Below are 23,307 nucleotides of genomic sequence, written 5' to 3' on the forward strand. Positions count from 1 at the left end.
GCCGCGTCAGGCGGGGACCTCCAGCGTGCGGTGGATCTCCTTGATGACGGCCGGCTGCTGGTCGGTCAGGTAGAAGTGGCCGCCCCGCAGCGCCGTCAGCGTGAAGCGGCCGTCGGTGACCGTCCCCCACCCCTTGGCCTGCGCCTCGGTGACGTGCGGGTCGGCGTCCCCGACGATCGCGGTGATCGGGACGGTCAGCCGCGCCCCGTCCCGGTGCTCGTAGGACTCGATCAGCGCGAAGTCGTTGCGCACGTACGGCAGGACCAGCTCGCGCAGCTCCGGGTCCTGGAGCGCCTCGGCGTCGGTGCCGCCGAGCTCCACCATCGCCTCGACCACGCCGTCGTCGTCCCGGTCCGCCACGCGCTCGCCGCCCCGGTCGTGCGGGGGCCGGGCGCCGGAGGCGAAGACGTGCACCGGCGGGGTCCCCCGCTCCTGGAGCAGCCGCGCCACCTCGTAGGCCAGCACGGCGCCCATGCTGTGCCCGAACAGCGCCGCCGGGCGGTCCATCAGCGGCGCCATCGCCCCGGCGACGAGCCGGGCGAGCTGGTGCGCGTCGGTGACGAACGCGTCCGCCATCCGGTCGGCGCGGCCCGGGTACTGGACGGCCTGCACCTCGACGGCCGGGCTGACCGCCTTCGCCCAGGGCCGGTAGAACACCGCGGACCCGCCCGCGTGCGGCAGGCAGAACAGCCGCATCGACGCCCACGGCCGGGTCTCGGGGCAGCGGAACCAGCTCACGTGATCAGCTCCTCCTCCTGGTACCGGCGGGACGCGGCGCGCGGGTCGTGCGGCAGCGGCCACGGCGCGACCCGCGGGTCCGGGACCAGCTTGGCCGCGGTCGTCTCCGCCGCCACCTTGAAGCCGCGGCGCCGGTAGTTGGCCATCGCGTTCGGGTGGTCGAGCGTACTGGTGCGCAGCCACACCCGCGACGCGGGGCCGCTGCCGCGGGCCCACAGCTCGCCGCGCTGCCACGCCCGCCGGGTGCACTGCTCGACGAGGTAGCCGCCGTAGCCGCGGCCGACGAACGCCGGGGTCAGCCCGACGAGGTGGATCTCGGTGTCGCCGCCCGGCTGGGCCTCCAGCTCGAAGAACCCGGCGATCGTCCCCTCGGCCATCGCGAGCCAGGTGGACAGCTCGGGGCGCTCCACCCAGGCCCGCCAGTCGGCGTGCGTCCAGGAGAAGCGGTCCGTCCAGCAGACGCGGGCGCCGACCATCGCGTACAGGGCCCGGTTGACGTCCGCGGACGGCACCCCGGCCAGGGTGAAGGTCATCTCGACGCCGGGCAGCGGCGCGGGCCGCAGGTCGGCGGCGTCGAGCATCTCCATCGCCCACTCGGTGACCGCGGGGATCTCCAGGGCGCGCCCCGCCGCCGGGTCACTCACCCATGGCCTCGACGAGGCTCTTCGGCCGCATGTCGGTCCAGTTCTCCTCGATGTACTCCAGGCAGGCCTGCCTGGAGTCCTCGGCCTTGGCGACCGTCCACCCGGCGGGGACCTCGGCGAACGACGGCCACAGCGAGTGCTGGCCCTCGTCGTTGACGAGGACGACGTAGGTTCCGTCGGCGTCCTCGAAGGGGTTCGTCATCGGAGTCCCTTTCCAGTGTTCCCAGGTGTCTGGTCGTTGACGTGCAGTTTGTCGAGTTTCACGGCGAGCACGGCGCCCATCTCGGCGGCCGGGGCCGGCTCCAGCAGGAAGTGGTGCTCGACGTCCAGGGGGTAGTCCTCGATCTGCCCCTCGACGAGCGGCCCCCAGTTGGACGGCCCGGTCGGCGAGTCCGCGGTGCGGCCCCGCAGGGCGGTGAAGAAGACGACGTCGCCGCGGTACCGGCCGGGCCGGTACCGCTCGGCCTGGCGCAGGCCGTTCTCGTAGTTGCGGTAGACGTTGACGAGGTCGTCCTCGCGGAGGGTGGCGAGGGCGTCGTCGCGTTCGGCGAGGACCGCCATGATCTGGGCCATGTCGGGGTTGCCGTCGTCGGCGACCATCCGCGCGTCGATCCCGATGGACTCCAGCAGCTCGGGCAGGATCTCGCGCTTCTCCGCCTCCAGGTCCTGGCCGTGGTAGGCGTCGATGAGCCCGAGCAGCCCGACGCGCTCCCCGGCCTCCTGGAGCCGGACCGCCATCTCGTAGGCGATGAGGCCGCCGAGCGACCAGCCCACGAGGTGGTAGGGGCCGGACGGCCGGACGGTGCGGATCTGCTCGATGTAGTCCCGCGCCATCTCCTCGACCGAGCCGGGCAGGTCCTCGCGGGTGAACGCGCTGCCCTGCAGCCCGTAGATCGGCTGGTCGGGGCCGAGGTGGCGCTGGAACTGCAGGTAGCTCCAGGCGAGCCCGCCGGCGGGGTGGACGAAGAAGACCGGCGGCCGCGCCCCGGCGGTGCGGATCGGCAGCAGCGTCTCGAAGCCGAGCCGGTCCTCGGGCTCCCCGGCGCGCAGGAGCGCCTCGACGGTCTGGTGGGTGAACACGTCGCGGGGCGTCAGCTCGATCCCGGCCTGGCGGGCGCGGGTGACGAGCTTCAGCGCGGCGATGCTGTCCCCGCCGAGGTCGAAGAAGCTGGCGTCGGCGGCGACCCGGTCGAGGCCGAGGACGTCCGCGACGATCCCGCAGAGCGCCTCCTCCTCGGGGGTGGCCGGGTCGCGGCCGGCGGCGGCCCCGGCGTAGTCGGGCGCGGGCAGGGCGCGCCGGTCGAGCTTGCCGTTCGGGCCGACGGGGAAGGTGTCGAGCCGGACGAACGCGGCGGGCACCATGTACTCCGGCAGCCGCGCCGCGAGGAACTCCTTGAGCCCGTCGGTCCCCGGCGCGATGACGTACGCGACGATCGTCTTGACGCCCGGGGCGTCCTGGCGGGCGACGACGGCGGCGTTCGCGACGGCCGGGTGCGCGGTGAGCGCGGCCTCGATCTCGCCCAGCTCGATCCGGAACCCGCGGACCTTCACCTGCTGGTCGGCGCGGTCGACGTACTCCAGCGCGCCGTCGGGGCGGTGCCGGACGAGGTCGCCCGTCCGGTACATGCGGGACCCGGGCGGGCCGAACGGGTCGGGCACGAACCGCTCCCCCGTCAGGGAGGCGCGCCGCAGGTAGCCGCGGCCGACCCCCGGGCCGGCGATGTAGCCCTCGCCGACCGTGCCGGGCGGCACGGGCCGCAGCGCCGGGTCGAGCACGTACATCCGCCGGTCGTCCATCGGGCGGCCGAGCAGCGCGCACGTCTCGCCGGGGTCGGCGGCCAGCCGGGCCCGCTGCCGGTCGATGGTCGTGTAGGTGGTCGCCTCGGTGGGGCCGTAGACGTTGCCGACCTCGGTGTCCGGGCAGGCGGCGAGGACCCGGCGGATCGCGGCGGTGGAGCCGGACTCGCCGCCGGTGAGCACCTCGCGGAGCCCGGCGAACGCCCGCGGCCGCTCGTCGGCGATCAGGTTGAACAGCGTCGTGGTGAGGAAGAGGCCGGTGAGGCCGTGCGCGCGGACCAGCTCCTCGACGGACTCGCCGGTGAGGTGGCCGGGCGGCGCGACGACCGTGGCGCCGCCGTGCAGCAGCGGCGTCCAGATCTCGTAGATGTGCGCGTCGAAGGCGTGCGGGGAGTGGAAGAGCACGCGGTCGTGGGCGCCGCCGCGCAGCTCACCGTCGGTGGCCAGGCCGACCGCGTCGCGGTGCCGGAGCATGACGCCCTTCGGCACGCCGGTCGAGCCGGAGGTGAACAGCACGCACGCGAGCTGCTCGGGGTGGCACGGGACGTCCGGGGCGGTCGCGGGCTGCGCGCCGGTCTCCGGGTCGTCGTCCACGACGACGACGTGCGCGGAGGTGTCGAGGCGGTCGACGCGGCCGCGCATGGCGGTGTCGACGAGCAGGACGGGCGCGTCCACCTCGGCGATGGCCCACGCCGTCCGCTCCGGCGGGTAGGCGTGGTGGATCGGCGCGTAGGCGCCGCCCGCCTTGAGCACGGCCAGGGACGCCACGACGGCGGCCGCCGACCGCTCCACGAGGACGGCGACGGGCGTCTCGCGGCGGACGCCGAGCCCGGCGAGGCGGTGCGCCAGCCGGTTCGCGCGCTCGTCCAGCTCCGCGTAGGTGATCGCCTCCCCGCCCGCGACGACGGCCTCCGCGTCCGGGGTCCTCGCGAGCTGCTCGGCGAAGCGGCCGGTCAGCGTGCCGGGGCGGCGCCGCGTACCGGACCCCTGCCAGGCGCGCAGGACGAGGTCGCGCTCGTCGTCCTCCAGCACGTCGATGCGGCCGAGGGGCAGGTCGGGGCGGTGCGCGACGGACTCCAGGATGCGGACGAACCGCCGCATCGTCCGCTGCGCCTCGTCCTCGCCGTACAGGTCCGTGCGGAAGTCCAGCCGCAGCGACAGCCCCGGGCCGGGGACCGCGGCGAGGGTCAGCGGGTAGTGGGTGGCGTCGTGGCCGTCGACGTTGTGGAGGGTGAGGCCGCCGAGGTCGGTGCCGGCGGCGTCGGGGTCGAACGGGTAGTTCTCCAGGACGGTCATCGTGTCGAACAGCGGCCCGGCGCCGGCGAGCCGCTGGACGTCCGACAGCCCGAGGTGGTGGTGCTGCATCAGCGCGGCCTGCTCGTCCTGCAGGCGGGCGAGGGCGGCGGCGACGGTGTCGCCGGGGCGGACCCGCACGCGGATCGGCAGCGTGTTGATGAACAGGCCGATCATCTGCTCGACGCCGGGCAGCTCGGGCGGGCGCCCCGACACGGCGGCGCCGAACACCACGTCCGTCGCGCCGGTGAGGCGGCCGAGCAGGACGCCCCAGCCGAGCTGGAGCACCGTGTTGAGGGTGACGCCCTGGGCGCGGGCGCGCGCGGACAGCGCGGCGGTGAGGTCCTCGGTGAGCCGGATCCGGACGCGGCCGGGCTCGGCGGTGCCGGGCTCGCCGGCGCCGGGCGCGACGAGGGTCGGCCCGTCGACGCCGTCGAGGGCGCGGCGCCAGGCGGCCTCCGCGGCGGCGCGGTCCTGCCCGGCGATCCACGCGAGGTAGTTCTTGTACGGGGCGACGCGCGGCATGCCGGTGTCGTCGCCCTCGGCGAGGTACAGCGCGAACAGCTCGGTCTGCAGGACGGGCGTGGACCAGCCGTCCAGCAGGATGTGGTGGTTGGTGAACACCATCCGGTGCAGGCCGTCCGCCAGCCTGATCAGCAGGAAGCGCAGCAGCGGCGGCCGGGTCATGTCGAACGGGCGGGCCCGCTCGACCTCGGCCAGCTCCCGCGCCCGCGCGTCCCGCTCGGCCTCGGGCAGGCCGGTCAGGTCGGCGTCCTCCCACGGCAGCCGGACGGCGCGGTGCACGACCTGGACGGGCGAGCCCTCCTTGCGCTGCCGGAACCCGGCGCGCAGGTTCGCGTGCCGGCGCAGCAGCGTCGCGGCGGCGGCCCGCAGGGCGTCCACGTCGAGGGGGCCGCGCAGGTCGAACACGATCTGCGCGGTGTAGACGTCGTGCCCCGAGTCGTACAGGGCGTGGAAGAACAGGCCCTGCTGCAACGGGGACAGCGGGAGGATGTCCTCAAGCTGCGACTTGCTCAATCCAGCTCCCATTCACCGTCGAGTTCGGCGGCGAGCTCGTCGATCTCGTCCTGGCTGACGTCGACCAGGGACAGGTCGGAGGGGGTGAATCCGCCCACGGGCCCGTCGGCGGGGGCCTCCACGACGTGCGCGACGAGGCCCCGCAGCGCCGCGAACCACCGTCCGGCGAGGTCGCGGACGGCGTCCTCGTCGAACAGGCCCCCCGCGTAGGTCCAGGTCGCGCTCAGCTCGGGACCGTCCGGCAGGTCCCGGGTGTGCGCGTTGACCTCGACGGCGTGGACGAGGCCGAGCGCGTCGTCCTGCCCGCCGCCGAGCGCCTCGGCGTCGGCCTGCCCGGCGGGCCCCCAGTCGGTGGCCTCGGGCACCGCGGACCGGCCGAGGTAGTTGAAGGCGATCTGCGGGTGCGGGCGGCCGCCGAGCCGCCGCGCGGCGGCCGGGTTGAGGTGGCGCAGCAGCCCGTACCCGATCCCGCTGTCGGGGATCTCCCTCAGCTGCTCCTTGACCCGCTTCAGCGCGGTGCCGACGGCCTGCCCGCCCTCGCGGACGTCACCGGGCTCCACCCAGCCCGCGTCGAGCCGGACGGGATGGATCGCGGTGAACCAGCCGGCGGTGCGGGACAGGTCGACGCCCGGCACGATCTCCTCGCGGCCGTGGCCCTCCAGGTCGATGAGGACGGCGGTGTCGTCGCACACGCCCCGGTCGCGGCGCCATTCGGCGACGGCGAGGGCGAGGCCGGTGAGCAGGACGTCGTTGGCGCGGCCGTGGAACGCGGCCGGGACGTCGGTGAGCAGCGGGCCGGTGACGTCGGCGGGCAGGGCGAGGGTGAGGTGCCGGGCCGTCCCGAACGTGTCGGTCTTCGGGGCCAGGGGACGGGCGCCGAGGACGGGGTCGGGGGTGGCGAGGACGTCCTCCCACAGCGGCAGCTCGGCGGTGCGGGACGGGTCGGACGCCTCCGCGACCAGGCGCTGCGCCCAGCGGCGGAAGGAGGTCGGGACGGGGTCGAGGGTCCCGCCCGCCCAGGCGGTGACGAGGTCGGGCAGCAGGATCCGCCAGGACACGCCGTCGACGACGAGGTGGTGCAGGGTCAGCAGGAGGCGGCCGGACGCGCCGGGGCCGGCGTCGAACCAGACGAGCTGCGCGACCGTCCCGGCCTCGGGGTCGAGGCGGTCGCGGGCGGCGCGGGCCTGCTCGGCGAGGACGGCGCGCAGCGCGCCGCCCTCCAGGCCGGTGACGTCGACGCGGCGGACCAGCGGCGCCGCGTCGACCGCGCCCGGCTCGGCGACCTCGAACTCGCCGTCCCGCACGCGGAGCCGCAGCATGTCGTGGTGGTCGATGAGGGTCTGGAGGGCCGCCGTCAGCGCGCCGGCGCCGAGGTCCGGCGGGACCTGCAGCAGCATCCGCTGGCTGTAGCCGGCGGTGGGGCCGTCCAGGTCCTGGAACCAGCGCATGATCGGGGTGGCCGGGACCTGGCCGACGCCCGCGCCGGGCGCCTCCGCCTCGATCCGCTCGCCCTCGCCGACGGGGCGCGACGCCGCCGCCAGCTCCTCGACGGTCTGGTGCTGGAACACCTCGCGGGGCGTGATGACCAGGCCGGACTGGCGGGCTCTGGACACCAGCTGGATCGCGATGATGGAGTCGCCGCCGAGGTCGAAGAACCCGTCGTCGATCCCGACCCGCTCCAGGTTCAGCACCTCGGCGAACAGCCCGGCGAGCGTCTCCTCCTCGGGCGTGCGCGGCGCGCGCGAGGACGCCTTCGCGGCGAAGTCGGGCGCGGGCAGCGCCGCGCGGTCGAGCTTGCCGTTCGTGGTGAGCGGCAGCGCGTCCAGCACCACCACGGCGGCCGGGACCATGTAGGCGGGCAGTTCCCGGCCCGCGAACGCGCGCAGCTCCGCCGGGTCGGTCTCGCCGGTGGTCGCGACGTAGCCGATGAGCCGGTCGTCGCGGACGACGACGGCGGCGTCCGCCACGGCCTCGTGCCTGGTCAGCGCGGACTGGACCTCGCCGAGCTCGATCCGGAAGCCGCGCAGCTGCACCTGCTGGTCGGCGCGGCCGAGGTATTCGAGCGTGCCGTCGGCGCGCCAGCGGCCGAGGTCGCCGGTGCGGTACATGCGGGTGCCCGGCCCGCCGTGCGGGTCGGCGACGAACCGCTCGGCGGTCAGCCCGGGGCGGCCGAGGTAGCCGCGCGCGAGCCCCGGGCCCGCGACGTACAGCTCCCCCACCACGCCCGGCGGGACGGGCTGGAGGCGCCCGTCCAGGACGTAGACGCGCAGGTCCGGGATGCCGGCGCCGATGACGCTGCCCGGCGCGGTGGCCGCGGTGACCCGGTCGAGCGCGAGGTACGACACGTGGACGGTCGTCTCGGTGATCCCGTACATGTTGACGAGCGTCGGCGCGTCCTCGGCGTGGCGGGAGTACCAGTCCTCCAGGCGTCCGAGGTCGAGGGCCTCGCCGCCGAACACGACGTACCGCAGCGCCAGGTCCGAGCCCGGGTTCGCCTTGTCGGCGGCCATGAGCTGGTAGAACGCCGACGGCGTCTGGTTCAGGACGGTGACCCGCTCGTCCACCAGCAGCTTCAGGAACTCGTCCGGAGACCGCGACGTCAGGTACGGGACCACCACGAGACGGCCGCCGTAGAGCAGCGAGCCCCACAGCTCCCACACCGAGAAGTCGAAGGCGTAGGAGTGGAACAGCGTCCACACGTCGTCCGGGCCGAAGTGGAACCACTCCTCGGTGGAGCGCAGCAGCCGGATGACGTTCTGGTGCGGGACCACGACGCCCTTGGGACGCCCGGTCGACCCCGACGTGTAGATGACGTACGCGGGGTGGTCGGGCGAGACCGCCACGCCGAGATCGGAGTCGTCGTAGCCGGACGCGTCCAGGTCGTCGGGGCGCAGGGTCAGGACGGGGTCGGCGTCCTCGACCATGTACGCGATCCGGTCCTCGGGATAGTCCGGATCCATCGGGACGTACGCGGCCCCGGCCTTCAAAACCGCCAGGATCGCCACCACGAGATCGGCCGAGCGCGGCAGCTTCAGCGCGACGAACTGCTCCGGCCCGACGCCCTGCTCGGCCAGGCGCCGCGCCAGCCGGTTCGCCCGCGCGTTCACCTCCCCGTACGTCAGCGACACGCCCTCGAACGACACCGCCACCGCGTCCGGACGCGACGCCGCCCGCGCCTCGAACAGCGCCGGGATCGTCGACCGCTCCACCTCCGGCGCCTTCCCGCCGGCCCACTTGCGCAGGATCGTTCGGCGTTCGGCGCGCTCCAGGATCTCGGCGGTGCCGATGGGCGCGTCCGGGTCGGCGACGAGGTCGCGGACGAGCCGCTCGAACCGCCCGGCGATCGCGACGGCGGTCGCCGGGTCGAACAGGTCGAGGGCGTATTCGAGGCCGGCCTCGATCCCGGCGGGCGCGCCGTCGCCGCCGTGCCGTTCCTCCAGGTAGAGGGACAGGTCGTACTTCGCCGTCCCGGCGGCGAGCGGTTCCGCGCCGCCGCTGAGGCCGTCCATCTCCAGGCGCGCCTCGGGGTTGTTCTGGAACGACAGGGCGACCTGGAACAGCGGGTGCCGGGACATCGACCGCGCCGGGTTCAGCACCTCGACGAGCCGCTCGAACGGCAGGTCCTGGTGGCCGTAGGCGGCGAGGTCGGTCTCCTTCACCCGCGCGACCAGCTCGCGGAACGACGGGTCGCCCGAGGTGTCGGTCCGCAGGACGAGCATGTTGACGAACATGCCGACGAGATCGTCCAGGGCCTCGTCGGTGCGGCCCGCGATCGGCGACCCGACCGGCACGTCCGTGCCCGCGCCGAGCCGGGTCAGCAGCGCCGCGAACGCGGCCTGCATGACCATGAACAGGCTCGCGCCGCTCTCCCGGGCGAGGCGCAGCAGCCCCGCGTGCAGCTCGGCGTCCAGCTCGAAGGCGTGCGTGCCGCCCCGGTAGGACGCCTCCGGCGGGCGCGGCCGGTCGGTGGGCAGCCGCAGCTCCTCCGGCAGCCCGGCGAGCGCGTCCCGCCAGTACGCGATCTGCCGGGAGATCAGGCTGTCCGGGTCGTCCTCCGACCCGAACAGCTCGCGCTGCCAGAGCGTGTAGTCGGCGTACTGGACGGGCAGCGGCGCCCAGTCCGGCGTCCGGCCCTCCGCACGCGCCGCGTAGGCCGCGAGGACGTCGCGGGCCAGCGGCGCCATCGACCAGCCGTCCGCCGCGATGTGGTGCAGCACCAGCACCAGGACGTGGGCACCCCTGTCGTGCGTGTCACCGTCGAGGGCGAACAGCCGGGCCCGCAGCGGCGGCTCCACCGACAGGTCGAAGCCCCGCCCGGCCTCGGCGGCGAGCGCCGCCGGAAGCGACGCCTCCGCGACGGGGGCGACGTCGAGGCGCGGCCGGGCCGCGGCCGGGTCCAGGACGAGCTGGCGGGCGCTGCCGGACCCGTCCGGGAAGATCGTCCGCAGCGCCTCGTGCCGCCCGACGACGTCGGCGAGGGCGGCGCGCAGCGCGTCCAGGTCGAGGGCGCCCTCCAGCCGCAGCGCGGCCGGCATCGTGAACGTCGCGGACGCCCCCTCGAACCGGTTGAGGAACCAGAGCCGCTGCTGCGCGTACGACAGCGGCACGACCTCGGGGCGCTCGGCGCGCCGCAGCGGCGGCCGCACGTCCCCGCCGGCCCCGGCGAGCCGCTCGGCGAGGCCCGCGACCGTCGGGGCCTCGAACAGCGCCCGGACGGGCAGCTCGGCGCGGAGCGCGGTCCGGATCCGGCCGACGAGGCGGGTCGCGGTGAGCGAGTCGCCGCCGAGGTCGAAGAACCCGTCGTCGACGCCGACCCGCGGCACGCCGAGGATCTCCGCGAACAGCCCGCAGAGGATCTCCTCCTGCGGGGAGCGCGGCGCGCGGCTCACCGGCGCGCCGCCGTCGGGCGCGGGCAGCGCGGACCGGTCCAGCTTCCCGTTCACGGTCAGCGGCAGCGCGTCCAGCACGGTGAACGCCGGGACCATGTAGTCGGGCAGCCGCTCGGCCGCGAACCGCCGCAGCGCGGCGGCGTCCAGGCCCGCCGTCCGGTCCGCGGGCACCACGTAGGCGGCGAGCCGCCGGTCCCCGGGCCGGTCCTCGCGGACGACCACGGCGGCCCGCGCGACCCCGTCGAACCCGGCGACGACGGCCTCGATCTCCCCCGGCTCTACCCGGAACCCGCGGATCTTGACCTGGTCGTCGGCGCGGCCGAGGTACTCGACGGTGCCGTCGGGGAGCCAGCGGGCGAGGTCGCCGGTCCGGTACATGCGGTCGCCCGGCGCGCCGAACGGGTCGGCGACGAACCGCTCCGCGGACAGCGCCGGCCGCCCCAGGTAGCCGCGCGCGAGCTGCGCGCCCGCGAGGTACAGCTCGCCGGGGACGCCCGCGGGCGCGGGCTGGAGCGCCGCGTCCAGCACGTAGGCGCGGGTGTTGCGGTGCGGCCCGCCGATGGAGACCCGCTCGGACCGCGCGACGACCTGGTTCATCGTGTCGATGGTCGACTCGGTCGGGCCGTAGAGGTTCCGCGTCGTCAGGCCGGGGACCGCGCGCAGCTCGCTCCAGAGCGCGTCGGTGACGGCCTCGCCGCCGAGCAGCAGGTGCGAGGGCAGGTGCCGGCCGTCGCCGTCGAGCAGGCCCGCCTCGCGGAGCGAGGCGAAGTGCGACGGCGTCGTGTTGACCAGGTCGATCCGCGCGCGCGCCACGTACGCCGTGTACGCCTCGACGTCCCGGCGCGTCGCGTCGTCGATGAGGTGCAGCTCGTGGCCGTGCATCATCCACAGCAGCCCGTGCCAGGACGTGTCGAACGAGAACGACGCGAGGTGCGCGAACCGCATCCGGCGCCCGCCGGCCGCCGCGACCGCCGGGTCGATGAACGCGTCCCGGTGCGCCTCGAAGTAGTTCAGGACGCCGGTGTGCGGGATCGTCACGCCCTTGGGGCGCCCCGTCGAGCCCGAGGTGTAGATGACGTAGGCGGCGTTGCCCGCGCGCAGCGGCCGGACCCGGTCGGCGTCGGCGGGGTCACCGGGGTCGTGCTCGGGCCCGCCCCCGCCCAGCGGCAGGTCCTCGGCCGTGATGGTGAGGGCGGGACGGCAGTCGTCCAGCATGTACGCGATGCGGTCCGCCGGATACTCGGGATCGACCGGCACGTACGCGGCGCCCGCCTTCAGCACGCCGAGGATCGCCACGACGATCTCGGGCGTGCGCGGCAGGACGATCGCGACGCGGTCCTCGGCGCCGATCCCCCGCGCGATCAGCTCGCGCGCGAGCCGGTTGGCGCGCCCGTTCAGCTCCGCGTAGGTGAGGGACGCGTCGCCGCACACGAGGGCGGTCTCGCCGGGAGTGCGGGCGGCCTGCGCCTCGAACAGCGCGGGCAGCGTGCCGGACGGGACGGCGGCGGCGGTGTCGTTCCAGCGCGCCAGGGCGGCGCGCTCGTCCTCGCCCGCCAGCGCGACCGCGCCGATGAGCCGGGACGAGTCCTCCGCGAACGCCTCCAGGAAGCGGCGGACGCGGGCCAGCAGCGCCTCGACGACCTCCCGCTCGAACACGTCGGGCCGGTAGTGCAGGCGCAGCGACAGCCGGTCGTCGGGCACGGCGACGAACGACAGCGGGAAGTGGGTCGCGTCGTAGGAGTCGGCGGCGGCGATGCGGACCCCGTTCAGCGAGCCGTCCAGCATGGCCGGGTCGAACGGGTAGTTCTCCAGCACCGTCATCGTGTCGAACAGCGCGCCGCCGCGGCCCGCGACCCGCTGGATGTCGGTGAGACCGAGGTGGTGGTGCGCCAGCAGCGCGGTCTGCTCCTCCTGGAGCCGTTCCATCAGCGCGGCGAGGGACTCGTCCGGGCGGTGCCGGACGCGGATCGGCAGCGTGTTGATGAACAGGCCGATCATCTGCTCGATGCCGGGCAGCTCCGGCGGGCGGCCCGACACGGTCGCGCCGAACACCACGTCCTCGCTGCCGAGGAGCCGGCCGAGGACCAGGCCCCACGCGCCCTGCAGGACGGTGCTGAGCGTGACGCCGTGCCGGCGGGCGGCGCGGGACAGCCGGCGGGTGGTGCGCTCGTCCAGCTCGGTGGCGGTGCGCTCCGGCGGGCGCGGCGCGCGGGCGGCGGCCTCCGGCGCGACGAGGCTCGGCTCCTCCACCCCGTCGAGGGCGCGGCGCCACGCCTCCTCGGCGGCGGCGCGGTCCTGCTTCGCGAGCCACGCCAGGTAGTTCTTGTACGGGGTGACGCGCGGGAACCCGGCGTCGTGGCCGCCCTGCACGTACAGCATGAACAGCTCGGTCGCCAGGATCGGCGTGGACCAGCCGTCCAGCAGGATGTGGTGGTTGGTGAAGATCAGCCGGTACCGCTCCGGGGCCGTCCGGACGAGCACGAACCGCAGCAGCGGCGGCGCGGTCATGTCGAAGCCGCGCGCCCGCTCCCGCGCCACGATCGCGTCGGCCTCGGCGGCGTCCGCCGCCTCCGTCTCCTCCCACGGCAGCTCGACGGTGCGCGGCACGACCTGCACGGGCCGCGACAGGTCCTCGTGCCAGAACGCGGCGCGCAGGTTGGAGTGCCGGCGCAGCAGCGTCTCGGCGGCCGTCCGCAGCGCCCCGGCGTCCACCGGCCCTTCGAGGTCGAGCACGATCTGCGCGGTGTAGACGTCCCTGCCATCCCCGCCGTCCCCGCCGTCCGCGCCGTCGCCGGTGCCGCCGTCGGCGTCGAACAGCGCGTGGAAGAAGAAGCCCTGCTGCAAGGGAGACAGCGGCAGGATGTCCTCGAGGTCCCCCCGGTTCACGACTGGCCCCTCCACGCGTTCTGCAGCTTGTCGATCTCGCTCTGGTCCAGGTCCACGAGCAGGTCGGACGGGGTGAACCCGCCGGCGGGCGCGGTGTCGCCGGCGGCGGCGACGTGCGCGACGAGGCCGCGCAGCGCGGTGAACCAGCCGTCGGCCAGCTCCCGGACGGCGGCCTGCTCCAGCAGCCCGCCGGGCCACGTCCACGTCGCCGACAGCACCGGCCCGCCGGGGACGTCGCGGGTGATCGCGTTGATCTCCAGGGCGTGCGCGACCGGCATCCGCGGGTCCTCGCCCGCGGGCGTCTCCTCGGGCGCGATCGTCCAGCCGCCGTCCCCGTCGCCGGGCGCGACGCGGCCGAGGTAGTTGAACGCGATCGGCGCGGCGGGCGGCTCGGCGAGCTCCTCGGCGGCCTCGCCGCCGCCGTAGCGCAGGAGCCCGTAGCCGATGCCGCCGTCCGGGACGGCGCGGAGCTGCTCCTTCACCTTCTTGATCGCGGTGCCGACGGCGGCGCCGCCGTCGCGGACCGCGGCCCAGTCGGCGGTGCCGGCGTCGAGCCGGACGGGGTGGATGGAGGTGAACCAGCCGGCGGTGCGGGACAGGTCCACGCCCGGCACCACGTCCTCGCGGCCGTGGCCTTCGAGGTCGATGAGCACGTCGGTGCCGCGGCCGGCGCCGTGGTGGCGGCGCCACTGCGCGACGGCGAGCGCGAGGCCGGTGAGCAGGACGTCGTTGGCGCGGCCGTGGAACGCGGCGGGGACGTCGGTGAGCAGCGGGCCGGTGACGTCGGCGGGCAGCTCCACGGTCAGCGACCGGGCGCGGGCGGCGATGTCCACGCGCGGGTCGAGGGCGCGCGGGGCGAGCCGCTGGGGCGGGCCGTCCACGATGTCGAGCCAGTCCTCCAGCTCGTCCCCGCGGTCGGCGGCGGTGGCGGTGAGCCGCTGCGCCCACCGGCGGAACGAGGTCGGGACGGGGTCGAGGGTCCCGCCCGCCCAGGCGGTGACGAGGTCGGGCAGCAGGATCCGCCAGGTGACGCCGTCGACGACGAGGTGGTGCAGGACGACGAGGAGGCGGCCCTGGTCGCGGCCCGCGTCGAACCAGACGAGCTGCGCCGTCGTCCCCGCCTCGGGGTCGAGGCGGTCGCGCGCGGCGGCGGCCTGCTCGGCGATGACCACGGCGAGCTTGTCGGCGTCGAGGCCCGCGACGTCCACCCGGGTGACGAGGGCGGCGGCGTCCACGGCGCCGGCCTGCCGGACCACCGGCTGCCACCGGTCGCCGTCGACGTCCAGGCGGAGCCGGAGGACGTCGTGGTGGTCCAGGACGGTCTGGAACGCGGCCGTGAGGTCCTCGGCGCCGAGCGCGGGCGGGGTGCGCAGCAGCATCGACTGGTGGAAGCCCCTGATCAGGGACGCGTCGCCGCCGACCCGGTCGCGGAGCCACGCGACGATCGGGGTGACCGGGACCGGTCCGACGCCCGCGCCGGGCGCCTCGGCCTCGACGCGCTCGTCCTCGCCGACCGGCCGCGCGATCGCGGCGAGCTCCTCGACGGTCTGGTGCTGGAACACGTCGCGGGGCGTGATGACCAGGCCGGACTGGCGGGCCCGCGAGACGAGCTGGATCGCGATGATGGAGTCGCCGCCGAGGTCGAAGAACCCGTCGTCGATCCCGACCCGCTCCAGGGTGAGGACCTCCCGGAACAGGCCGGCGAGGGTCTCCTCCTCGGGGGTGCGGGGCGCGCGCGACGACGCCTTCGCGGCGAAGTCGGGCGCGGGCAGCGCCGCGCGGTCGAGCTTGCCGTTGACGGTCAGCGGCAGCGCGTCCAGCTCCACGACCACGGCCGGGACCATGTGGTCGGGCAGGTCGCCGCCGGCGAACTTGCGCAGCTCGGCGGAGTCGACGGGCGCGGAGGCGACGACGTAGGCGACGAGGCGGTCGTCGCGGACGACGACGGCGGCGTCGGACACGGCGTCGTGCCGGACCAGGGCCGCTTCGATCTCGCCCAGCTCGATGCGGAAGCCGCGGAGCTGCACCTGCTGGTCGCTGCGGCCGAGGTATTCGAGGCGGCCGTCCTTCAGCCACCGCCCGACGTCGCCGGTGCGGTACATGCGGGTGCCCGGCCCGCCGTGCGGGTCGGCGACGAACCGCTCGGCGGTCAGCCCGGGGCGGCCGAGATAGCCGCGCGCCAGCCCGGGACCGGCGACGTACAGCTCGCCGACGACGCCCGGCGGGACGGGCTGGAGCCGCCCGTCGAGCACGTAGACGCGCAGGTCCGGGATCCCGGCGCCGATGACGCTGCCCGGCGCCGTCGCGGCGTAGGCCCGGTCCAGGGCGATGTACGAGACGTGCACCGTGGTCTCGGTGATCCCGTACATGTTGACGAGCGTCGGCGCGTCCTCGGGGTGCCGCGAGTACCAGTCCTCCAGGCGGCCCAGTTCGAGGGCCTCGCCGCCGAACACGACGTACCGCAGCGCCAGGTCCGAGCCCGGGTTCGCCTTGTCGGCGGCCATGAGCTGGTAGAACGCCGACGGCGTCTGGTTCAGGACGGTCACGCGCTCGTCCACCAGCAGCTTCAGGAACTCGTCCGGAGACCGCGACGTCAGGTACGGGACGACGACCAGGCGGCCGCCGTAGAGCAGCGAGCCCCACAGCTCCCAGACGGTGAAGTCGAAGGCGTAGGAGTGGAACAGCGTCCACACGTCGTCGGGGCCGAAGTGGAACCAGTGCTCCGTCGAGCGCAGCAGCCGGACGACGTTCTGGTGCGGGACCACGACGCCCTTGGGACGCCCGGTCGACCCCGACGTGTAGATGACGTACGCGGGATGATCCGGCGAGATCGGCACGCCGAGGTTCGCGTCGTCGTAGCCGGACGCGTCGAGATCGTCCGGGCCGATGGTCAGGACCGGGTCGGCGTCCTCGACCATGTACGCGATGCGGTCCTCGGGATAATCCGGGTCCATCGGGACATAGGCGGCGCCCGATTTCAGCACGGCCAGGATCGCCACGACCAGGTCCGCCGAGCGCGGCAGCTTCAGCGCGACGAACTGCTCCGGCCCGACGCCCCGCTCGGCCAGGCGCCGCGCCAGCCGGTTCGCCCGCGCGTTCACCTCCCCATAGGTCAGCGACACGCCCTCGAACGACACCGCCACCGCGTCCGGACGCGACGCCGCCTGCGCCTCGAACAGCGCCGGGATCGTCGACCGCTCCGCCTCAGGCAGCTCGGGCGCCTTGCCACCCGCCCACTCGCCGAGGATCAGGTCGCGCTCGGCCGGGTCGAGGACGTCAGCGGCGCCGATGGGCGCGTCCGGGTCGGCGAGCAGCGCGGTCAGGTACCGCCCGAAGCGGGCGACGAGCCGCTCCGCCGTCGCCGGGTCGTACAGGTCGAGCGCGTACTCCAGCTCCCCGTCGAGGCCGTCCTCCCGCTCGGTGAGGATCATCAGCAGGTCGAACCGGGACACGCCGGCGTGCAGCGGCTCCGCCTCGGCGGTGAAGCCGGGCAGTTCCAGCCGCGCCTCCGGGTTGTTCTGGAACGTCAGCCCGACCTGGAACAGCGGGTGCCGGGCGAGGTGCCGCGGCGGGTTGAGGACCTCGACGAGCCGCTCGAACGGGACGTCCTGGTGCGCGTAGGCGGCGAGGTCGGTCTCCTTCACCCGCGCGACCAGCTCGCGGAACGACGGGTCGCCCGAGGTGTCGGTGCGGAACACCAGCATGTTGACGAACATGCCGACGAGATCGTCCAGGGCCTCGTCGGTGCGGCCCGCGATCGGCGACCCGACCGGCACGTCCGTGCCCGCGCCGAGCCGGGTCAGCAGTGCCGCGAACGCGGCCTGCGCGACCATGAACGGGCTGGCGCCGGTGTCGAGCGCCAGCCTCCGCAGCGCCGCGTGCACGTCCGCGCCGAGCCGGAACCGGGCCGTCGCGCCGCGGTAGGACGCCTCCGCCGGGCGCGGCCGGTCGGCCGGCAGTTCGAGCTCCTCGGGGAGTCCGGCGAGCGCGTCCCGCCAGTACGCGATCTGCCGGGAGATCAGGCTGTCCGGGTCGTCCTCCGACCCGAACAGCTCCTGCTGCCAGAGCGTGTAGTCGGCGTACTGGACGGGCAGCGGCGCCCAGTCCGGCGCCCAGCCCTCCACGCGCGCCGCGTAGGCCGCGAGGACGTCGCGGGCCAGCGGCGCCATCGACCAGCCGTCGCCGCCGACGTGCTGGAGGAGCAGCAGCACGACGTGCTCGTCCGGCGCGAGCCGGAACAGGCGGGTGCGCAGGGGCGGCTCGGCGGAGATGTCGAAGGCGTAGCCGGCGGCCACGGCCAGCCGCGCCGGCAGCTCGGCCTCGGTGGTCTCGGTGATCTCCAGTTCCGGCCGGGCCGCGGCCGGGTCCAGTACCTGCTGGCGCGGCACGCCGCCGCTGTCGGGCAGGATCGTGCGGAGCGTCTCGTGCCGCCCGACGACGTCGCCGATGGCGGCGCGGAGCGCGTCGACGTCGAGCGGGCCGCGGATGCGCAGCGCGATCGGCATGTTGTAGGTCGCGGACGGGCCCTCGAACCGGTTGAGGAACCACTGCCGCTGCTGCGCGTACGACGGCGGGACGGTCTCGGGCCGCTCCCGCGGCTCAAGCGCAGGGCGTCCGGGCGCGGCGTCCCGGCGGTCCAGCAGCGCAGCGAGCCCGGCGACGGTCGGCGCCTCGAACAGCGCGCGGACGGGCAGCTCGGCGTCCAGTGTCCGGCGGACGCGGCTGACGACCCGCATCGCGATGAGCGAGTTGCCGCCGAGCGCGAAGAAGTCGTCGTCGGCGCCGACGCGGTCGAGCCCGAGCAGGTCGGCGAAGACGGCCGCGACGGCCTCCTCCGGCTCCCCCTCCGGGGCCCGGAACGCGGTGGCGGGAACGGCGGGCGCGAGGGCCGGCTTCGGCAGCGCCTTGGTGTCGACCTTGCCGTTCGGGGTGAGCGGCAGCTCGTCCAGCACGACGACGGCGGCGGGGACCATCGCCTCTGGCAGGTTCGCGCGGACGTGCGCGCGCAGCTCCTCGGGGTCGACGGCCTGGCCGGGCGCGGCGACGACGTAGGCGACGAGGCGCTTCTCGACCGGTCCCGCGGCCGGTTCGGCGACCTCGACGAGGGTGACGCCGGGCAGGTCGAGGCCGTCCACGGTGACGGCGGCGCGGGTGGCGGCGACCTGTTCCAGGGTGCGCAGGTACCAGCCGGTGAGCCGCTCGGCGGTGCCGGCGTCGAACAGGTCCCGCGCGTACTCCAGGATGCCGGTGAGGCCGCCGTCCGGGGCGCCCTCCAGCAGGAACTCCAGGTCGAACTTCGCGACGCCCGGGTCCACCGGCTCCACCGCGACGTGCAGGCCGGGCAGCTCGACGGACGCCTCGGGGTTGTTCTGCAGGGTCAGCATCACCTGGAACAGCGGGTGCCGGGCCAGCGACCGGACCGGGTTCAGCACCTCGACGAGCCGCTCGAACGGGACGTCCTGGTGGGCGTAGGCGGCGAGGTCGGTCTCCCGGACCCGCGCCAGCAGCTCGGCGAACGACGGGTCGCCCGAGGTGTCGGTGCGCAGGACGAGGGTGTTGACGAACACCCCGACGAGGTCGTCGAGGGCCTGGTCGGTGCGGCCCGCGATCGGCGAGCCGATCGGCACGTCGGTGCCGGCGCCGAGCCGGGTGAGCAGCGCGGCGAGCGCGGCCTGCAGCACCATGAACACGCTGACCTGGTGGTCGCGGGCGACGGCGCGCAGCCCCTCGTGCAGCTCCGCCGGCACCTCGAAGGCGGCCCGCCCGCCCCGGTAGGAGGCGCGGTCGGGGCGCGGCCGGTCCAGCGGCAGGGCGATCTGGTCGGGCAGCCCGGCGAGGGCGTCCTTCCAGTAGGCGATCTGGCGGGCCGCGAGGCCGTCCGGGTCGTCCTCGGAGCCGAGCAGCTCGCGCTGCCAGAGCGCGTAGTCGGCGTACTGGACGGGCAGCGGCGCCCACTCGGGCGCCTTCCCGTCGCGGCGCGCCAGGTAGGCGGTGACGACGTCGCGGGCCAGCGGCGCCATCGACCAGCCGTCGCCCGCGATGTGGTGCAGGACGAGCAGCAGCAGGTGCTCGTCCGTGTTCGCCTTTTCCGTGCCCGCGTCGTTCCCGCCCAGCCGGTACAGGTGGGCGCGGAGGGGCAGGTCGGACGCCAGGTCGAAACCGCGGGTGGCGTCGGCGAACACCGCCCCGAACAGGTCGCCGGGGTCCGCGTCGCCGACCGTCAGCGGCGGGTCGGCGTCGGCCGGGTCCAGGATGATCTGGACCGGTTCGCCGTCGGCGTCCCCGAAGACGGTCCGCAGCGACTCGTGCCGGGCGACGACGTCGCGGAGCGCCGCGCGCATCGCAGGTACGTCGACCGCGCCGGTCAGCCGGAGCGGGATCGGCAGGTTGTAGGTCGCGGTGAGGCCCTCGAGCCGGTTGAGGAACCAGAGCCGCTCCTGGGCGTGCGACACCGGCAGCGGGTCGGGCCGCTCCGCCGGCCGCAGCGCGGGCCGCCGCGCCTCGCCCCCGGACGCGGCGATCCGCTCGGCGAGGCCGGCGACGGTCGGCGTCTCGAACAGCGCCCGGACGGGCAGCTCGACGTTCAGCGCGGCGCGCGCCCGCGCGACGACGCGGGTCGCCTTCAGCGAGTCGCCGCCGTGGTCGAAGAAGCCGTCGTCGACGCCGACCCGCTCCACCCCGAGGACGTCGGCGAAGATGCCGCTGAGGATCTCCTCGCGGGCGTCGCGCGGCCCCCGCGCGGACTCCGCCGCGCCGAAGTCGGGCTCCGGCAGCGCGGCCCGGTCGAGCTTCCCGGTCGGATTGAGCGGCATCGCGTCCAGCACCACGATCGCGGACGGCACCATGTAGGCGGGCAGCGTCCGGCCGACGAACGCGCGGAGGGCGGACGGCTCGGCGGACCCGACGACGTACCCCACGAGGACGTTGTCGCCGGCGGCGTCGCGGCGGGCGACGACGACGCTCTGCGTGACGCCGGGGTGCGCCGTGAGCGCCGCCTCGATCTCGCCCAGCTCGATCCGGAAGCCGCGGACCTTCACCTGGTGGTCGAGGCGGCCGAGGTACTCGATGTTCCCGTCGCGGTTCCAGCGGACGAGGTCGCCCGTCCGGTACATCCGCTCGCCGGGGCCGCCGAACGGGCAGGCCACGAACCGGTCGGCGGTCAGCCCCGGGCGCCGCAGGTAGCCGCGCGACAGGCCGCCGCCGGCAAGGTACAGCTCGCCGGGGACGCCGACCGGCACGGGCCGCAGCCGCTCGTCCAGGACGTACGCGCGGGTGTTGGCCATCGGGCCGCCGATGGGCGCGACCGCGGCGGCGTTCCCGTCGTCGTCCCAGCCCGTCACGAAGACCGTCGACTCGGTGGGGCCGTAGATGTTGGAGATCCGCGCGTCCGGCAGCAGCGCCCGGACGTCCTTCAGCAGCCGGGGCGGCAGCGCCTCCCCGCCGAGCGCCACGTCCCCGACGTCGAGCCGGAAGTCCCCGCGCGCCAGCAGCACCGACACCGCCGACGGGATGCCGCTGATCAGCGACCCCGACCAGCCGCCGCGCTCGGCGACCTCCAGCAGGTCGCGGACGACCTCGATCTCGCCGCCGAGCGTCAGCGGCACCAACCATTCGAACAGGGACACGTCGAAGTTCAGCGACGTCGAGAACAGCACGCGGCGCAGCCGATCGGCCCCGTAGGCCGCGGTCGCCCGGGCGTGGAAGTCGGCGAAGTTCGCGTGCGAGATGACGACGCCCTTGGGGCGGCCCGTCGAACCCGAGGTGTAGATGACGTAGGCGGGGTTGGCCGGCCGGAGCGGCCGGACGCGCTCGGCGTCGGCGACGTCGTCCCCCGGCAGGCCGCCGAGGTCGAGGGCGTCGAGCTCGACGCGGGGCGTGCCGCCGGGCAGCTCCGCGGAGCGGGTCGTGATGACGCACGCGGGCGCGGCGTCGTCCAGCATGTAGGCGATGCGGTCCGCCGGGTAGGCGAGGTCGATCGGCTGGTAGGCGGCGCCCGCCTTCAGCACGGCCAGCGCCGCGACGACCAGGTTCTCGTCGCGCGGGAGGGCCAGCGCGACGAAGTCCTCGGCGCCGACGCCGCGCGCGACGAGGTGCCGGGCGAGCCGGTTCGCGCGGGCGTTGAGGTCGGCGTAGGAGAGCCGGACGTCGCCGGCGGCGACGGCCGTCCGCTCGGGGGTCCGCGCCACCTGGGCCTCGACGAGCCCGGGGACGACGGCGGGCGCGACCGGGTGCGCCGTGTCGTTCCACTCCCGCAGGACGAGGTCGCGCTCCGCGTCGTCGAGCAGCTCCACGTCCCGCAGCGGGGTCGACGGGTCCACCTCGCCGAGCGTGCGCATGAACCGGACGTACCGCTCGTGGTGCGCGGCGACCTGCTCCTCGGTGTACAGGTCGGGGTGCGCCTCGAAGTCGACGCGGATCCCGGCGCCGTCGAGGTTGTCGTAGATGTTGATCGCGAGGTCGTCGATCGGGCCGATCGTGATGGCGTGCATCCGCGCCGGCAGCCCGGCGAAGTCGAGCCGGTAGTCGAACGCCATGATGTTGATGACGGGCCCGTAGAGCCGGCGCCGCTCGCCGAGCAGCTTCAGGTCGCGCAGCAGGTCCTCGCGGCGGTACCGCTGGTGGCGCAGCGCCCGCGCGCTCGCCCGCGTCGCCGCGCGGACCAGCTCGTCCACCGTCATGTCGGGCCGGACCCGCACGCGCAGCGGCAGGATCGTCGACAGCATCGCCGGCGTCTCCCGCGCGATCTGCGTGGTGCGGCCGCTGACCGCGAGGCCGAGGATGACGTCCTCGGTGCCGGTCATCCGCGCCACGTACGCGGCGGTCGCCGCGATCGCGAGGCCCTGCGTGGCGGTGCGGAGCCGGCGCGCCCCCGCCGCGAGCGCCGCCGACTGCTCCGGCGGGACGACCTCGACCCGGCTGATGAAGTCGGCGGTCGGCTCGGCCATGTCGTCGGCCAGGCTCACCGCGACCGGCTTGTCGGCGAACCGCTCCGTCCAGTAGGCGCGGTCCTTCTCGAACCGCTCCGACGCCCGGTACTCCTCCTCCTCGGCGAGGACGCGGCGGTAGTCGCCGAGCTCCGCCGGGACGTACTCGCCGCCGTTCGCCAGCGAGGTGTACACCTCGGCGGCCCGGTGCATGATCAGCGGTCCGCTGTGGCCGTCCTGGATCGCGTGGTGCGTGCGGATGAACCACCGGTGCAGCTCCGGTGACAGCCGCAGCATCGCGGTGACGAACAGCCGGTCGCCGTCCAGCGGCAGCGGCTCCGCCATCCGCGCCTTCATCCACGCCCGCGCCGCCGCGTCCGGGTCGGGCTCGCCGGACAGGTCCACCAGCGGGATCGAGATGCTCGCGTCCGGGTCGAGGACCTGCCGCACCGCGCCGTCCCGCTCGGCGAACCGGGCGTGCAGCGCGAGCACCTCGTGCGCGCCGATTCGCGCCACCCGGTCGAAGAGTTCGTGGTCGAGCGGGCCCTCGATCTCGATGTACTGCGCGATATGGATCGGCGTTTCGGGCGCCAGTTGCTGCGCGTACCAGACGCTCTGCTGAGCGGCCGATAGAGGAACGTACTCGGTGGACGACATCAAGTGGTGCTTTCCCGGTCGAAGGGGGTTTGCTTTGTGCCAGGCTTCGGCGTCAGGAAGGCGCCGGCGGGCGAAATTCAAAGAGAATGACCACAGAACTGATCGGGCTGCTCCCCGTCCCCTTTCACCCGAGTCCCTTCCGGGAACGCGGCGGCGCGCGGACCCGGGGATCGACGCCCCGTGGTCCCGCCAATACAGAGCGCCGCCGCTTTCCGCCCTCGACCGGGACCCGCCCCGCGACCCATCGTCCTACTCAGGAGTAGCGGGGCCACAGTTAACCAGCCTGTCACATGCCTCGCAATCCCCCCGAAAGTAGAACTTGACCCCGCCAATTGCTCACGGGAGTGACAAAAGACCCGGTCGCCGGCATGGGCGCTGAGCGACAGGACGCTCACCCTATGACAAAGGTTGACAACTCAACACGAACAAGGCGATTACGGA

The 23,307-nt window shown here is 74.9% G+C and carries 6 protein-coding genes; all 6 read right to left on the reverse strand.

Annotated elements, in window-relative coordinates; all coding sequences use genetic code 11:
- Positions 1-6: 6 nt before the first annotated feature.
- From J4557_RS00885 to J4557_RS00910, 6 genes are read right to left on the reverse strand one after another with little or no spacing between them, the layout of a single operon-like run.
- Positions 7-738: a thioesterase II family protein gene (locus tag J4557_RS00885; RefSeq protein WP_208264359.1), complete on the reverse strand. Its 732-nt coding sequence runs from the start codon at positions 736-738 to the stop codon at positions 7-9.
- Positions 735-1,382: a GNAT family N-acetyltransferase gene (locus J4557_RS00890; RefSeq protein ID WP_307799249.1), complete on the reverse strand. Its 648-nt coding sequence runs from the start codon at positions 1,380-1,382 to the stop codon at positions 735-737. The genes J4557_RS00885 and J4557_RS00890 overlap by 4 nt, the downstream gene beginning before the upstream one ends.
- On the reverse strand, positions 1,375-1,584 hold the full coding sequence (locus tag J4557_RS00895) for an MbtH family protein (protein ID WP_208264360.1): 210 nt from the start codon (positions 1,582-1,584) through the stop codon (positions 1,375-1,377). Before J4557_RS00895 ends, J4557_RS00890 begins: the two co-directional genes overlap by 8 nt.
- Positions 1,581-5,510, reverse strand: a complete 3,930-nt coding sequence (locus J4557_RS00900) for a non-ribosomal peptide synthetase (RefSeq protein WP_243775080.1) — start codon at positions 5,508-5,510, stop codon at positions 1,581-1,583. The genes J4557_RS00895 and J4557_RS00900 overlap by 4 nt, the downstream gene beginning before the upstream one ends.
- Positions 5,507-13,285, reverse strand: coding sequence for a non-ribosomal peptide synthetase (locus tag J4557_RS00905; protein WP_208264362.1), 7,779 nt, complete (start codon positions 13,283-13,285; stop codon positions 5,507-5,509). Before J4557_RS00905 ends, J4557_RS00900 begins: the two co-directional genes overlap by 4 nt.
- Complete coding sequence (locus tag J4557_RS00910; RefSeq protein WP_208264363.1) at positions 13,282-22,866, reverse strand: non-ribosomal peptide synthetase; 9,585 nt, start codon at positions 22,864-22,866, stop codon at positions 13,282-13,284. Before J4557_RS00910 ends, J4557_RS00905 begins: the two co-directional genes overlap by 4 nt.
- Positions 22,867-23,307 lie beyond the last annotated feature (441 nt).

This window comes from Actinomadura nitritigenes (genome assembly GCF_017573545.1).
In the GTDB taxonomy this organism is placed as follows: Bacteria; Actinomycetota; Actinomycetes; order Streptosporangiales; family Streptosporangiaceae; genus Spirillospora; species Spirillospora nitritigenes.

Excerpts from the sequence above, each read along its gene's own strand:
- J4557_RS00895 (WP_208264360.1), bottom strand. The coding sequence starts at position 1,584 with ATGACGAACCCCTTCGAGGACGCCGACGGAACCTACGTCGTCCTCGTC.
- J4557_RS00910 (WP_208264363.1), bottom strand. The coding sequence starts at position 22,866 with ATGTCGTCCACCGAGTACGTTCCTCTATCGGCCGCTCAGCAGAGCGTC.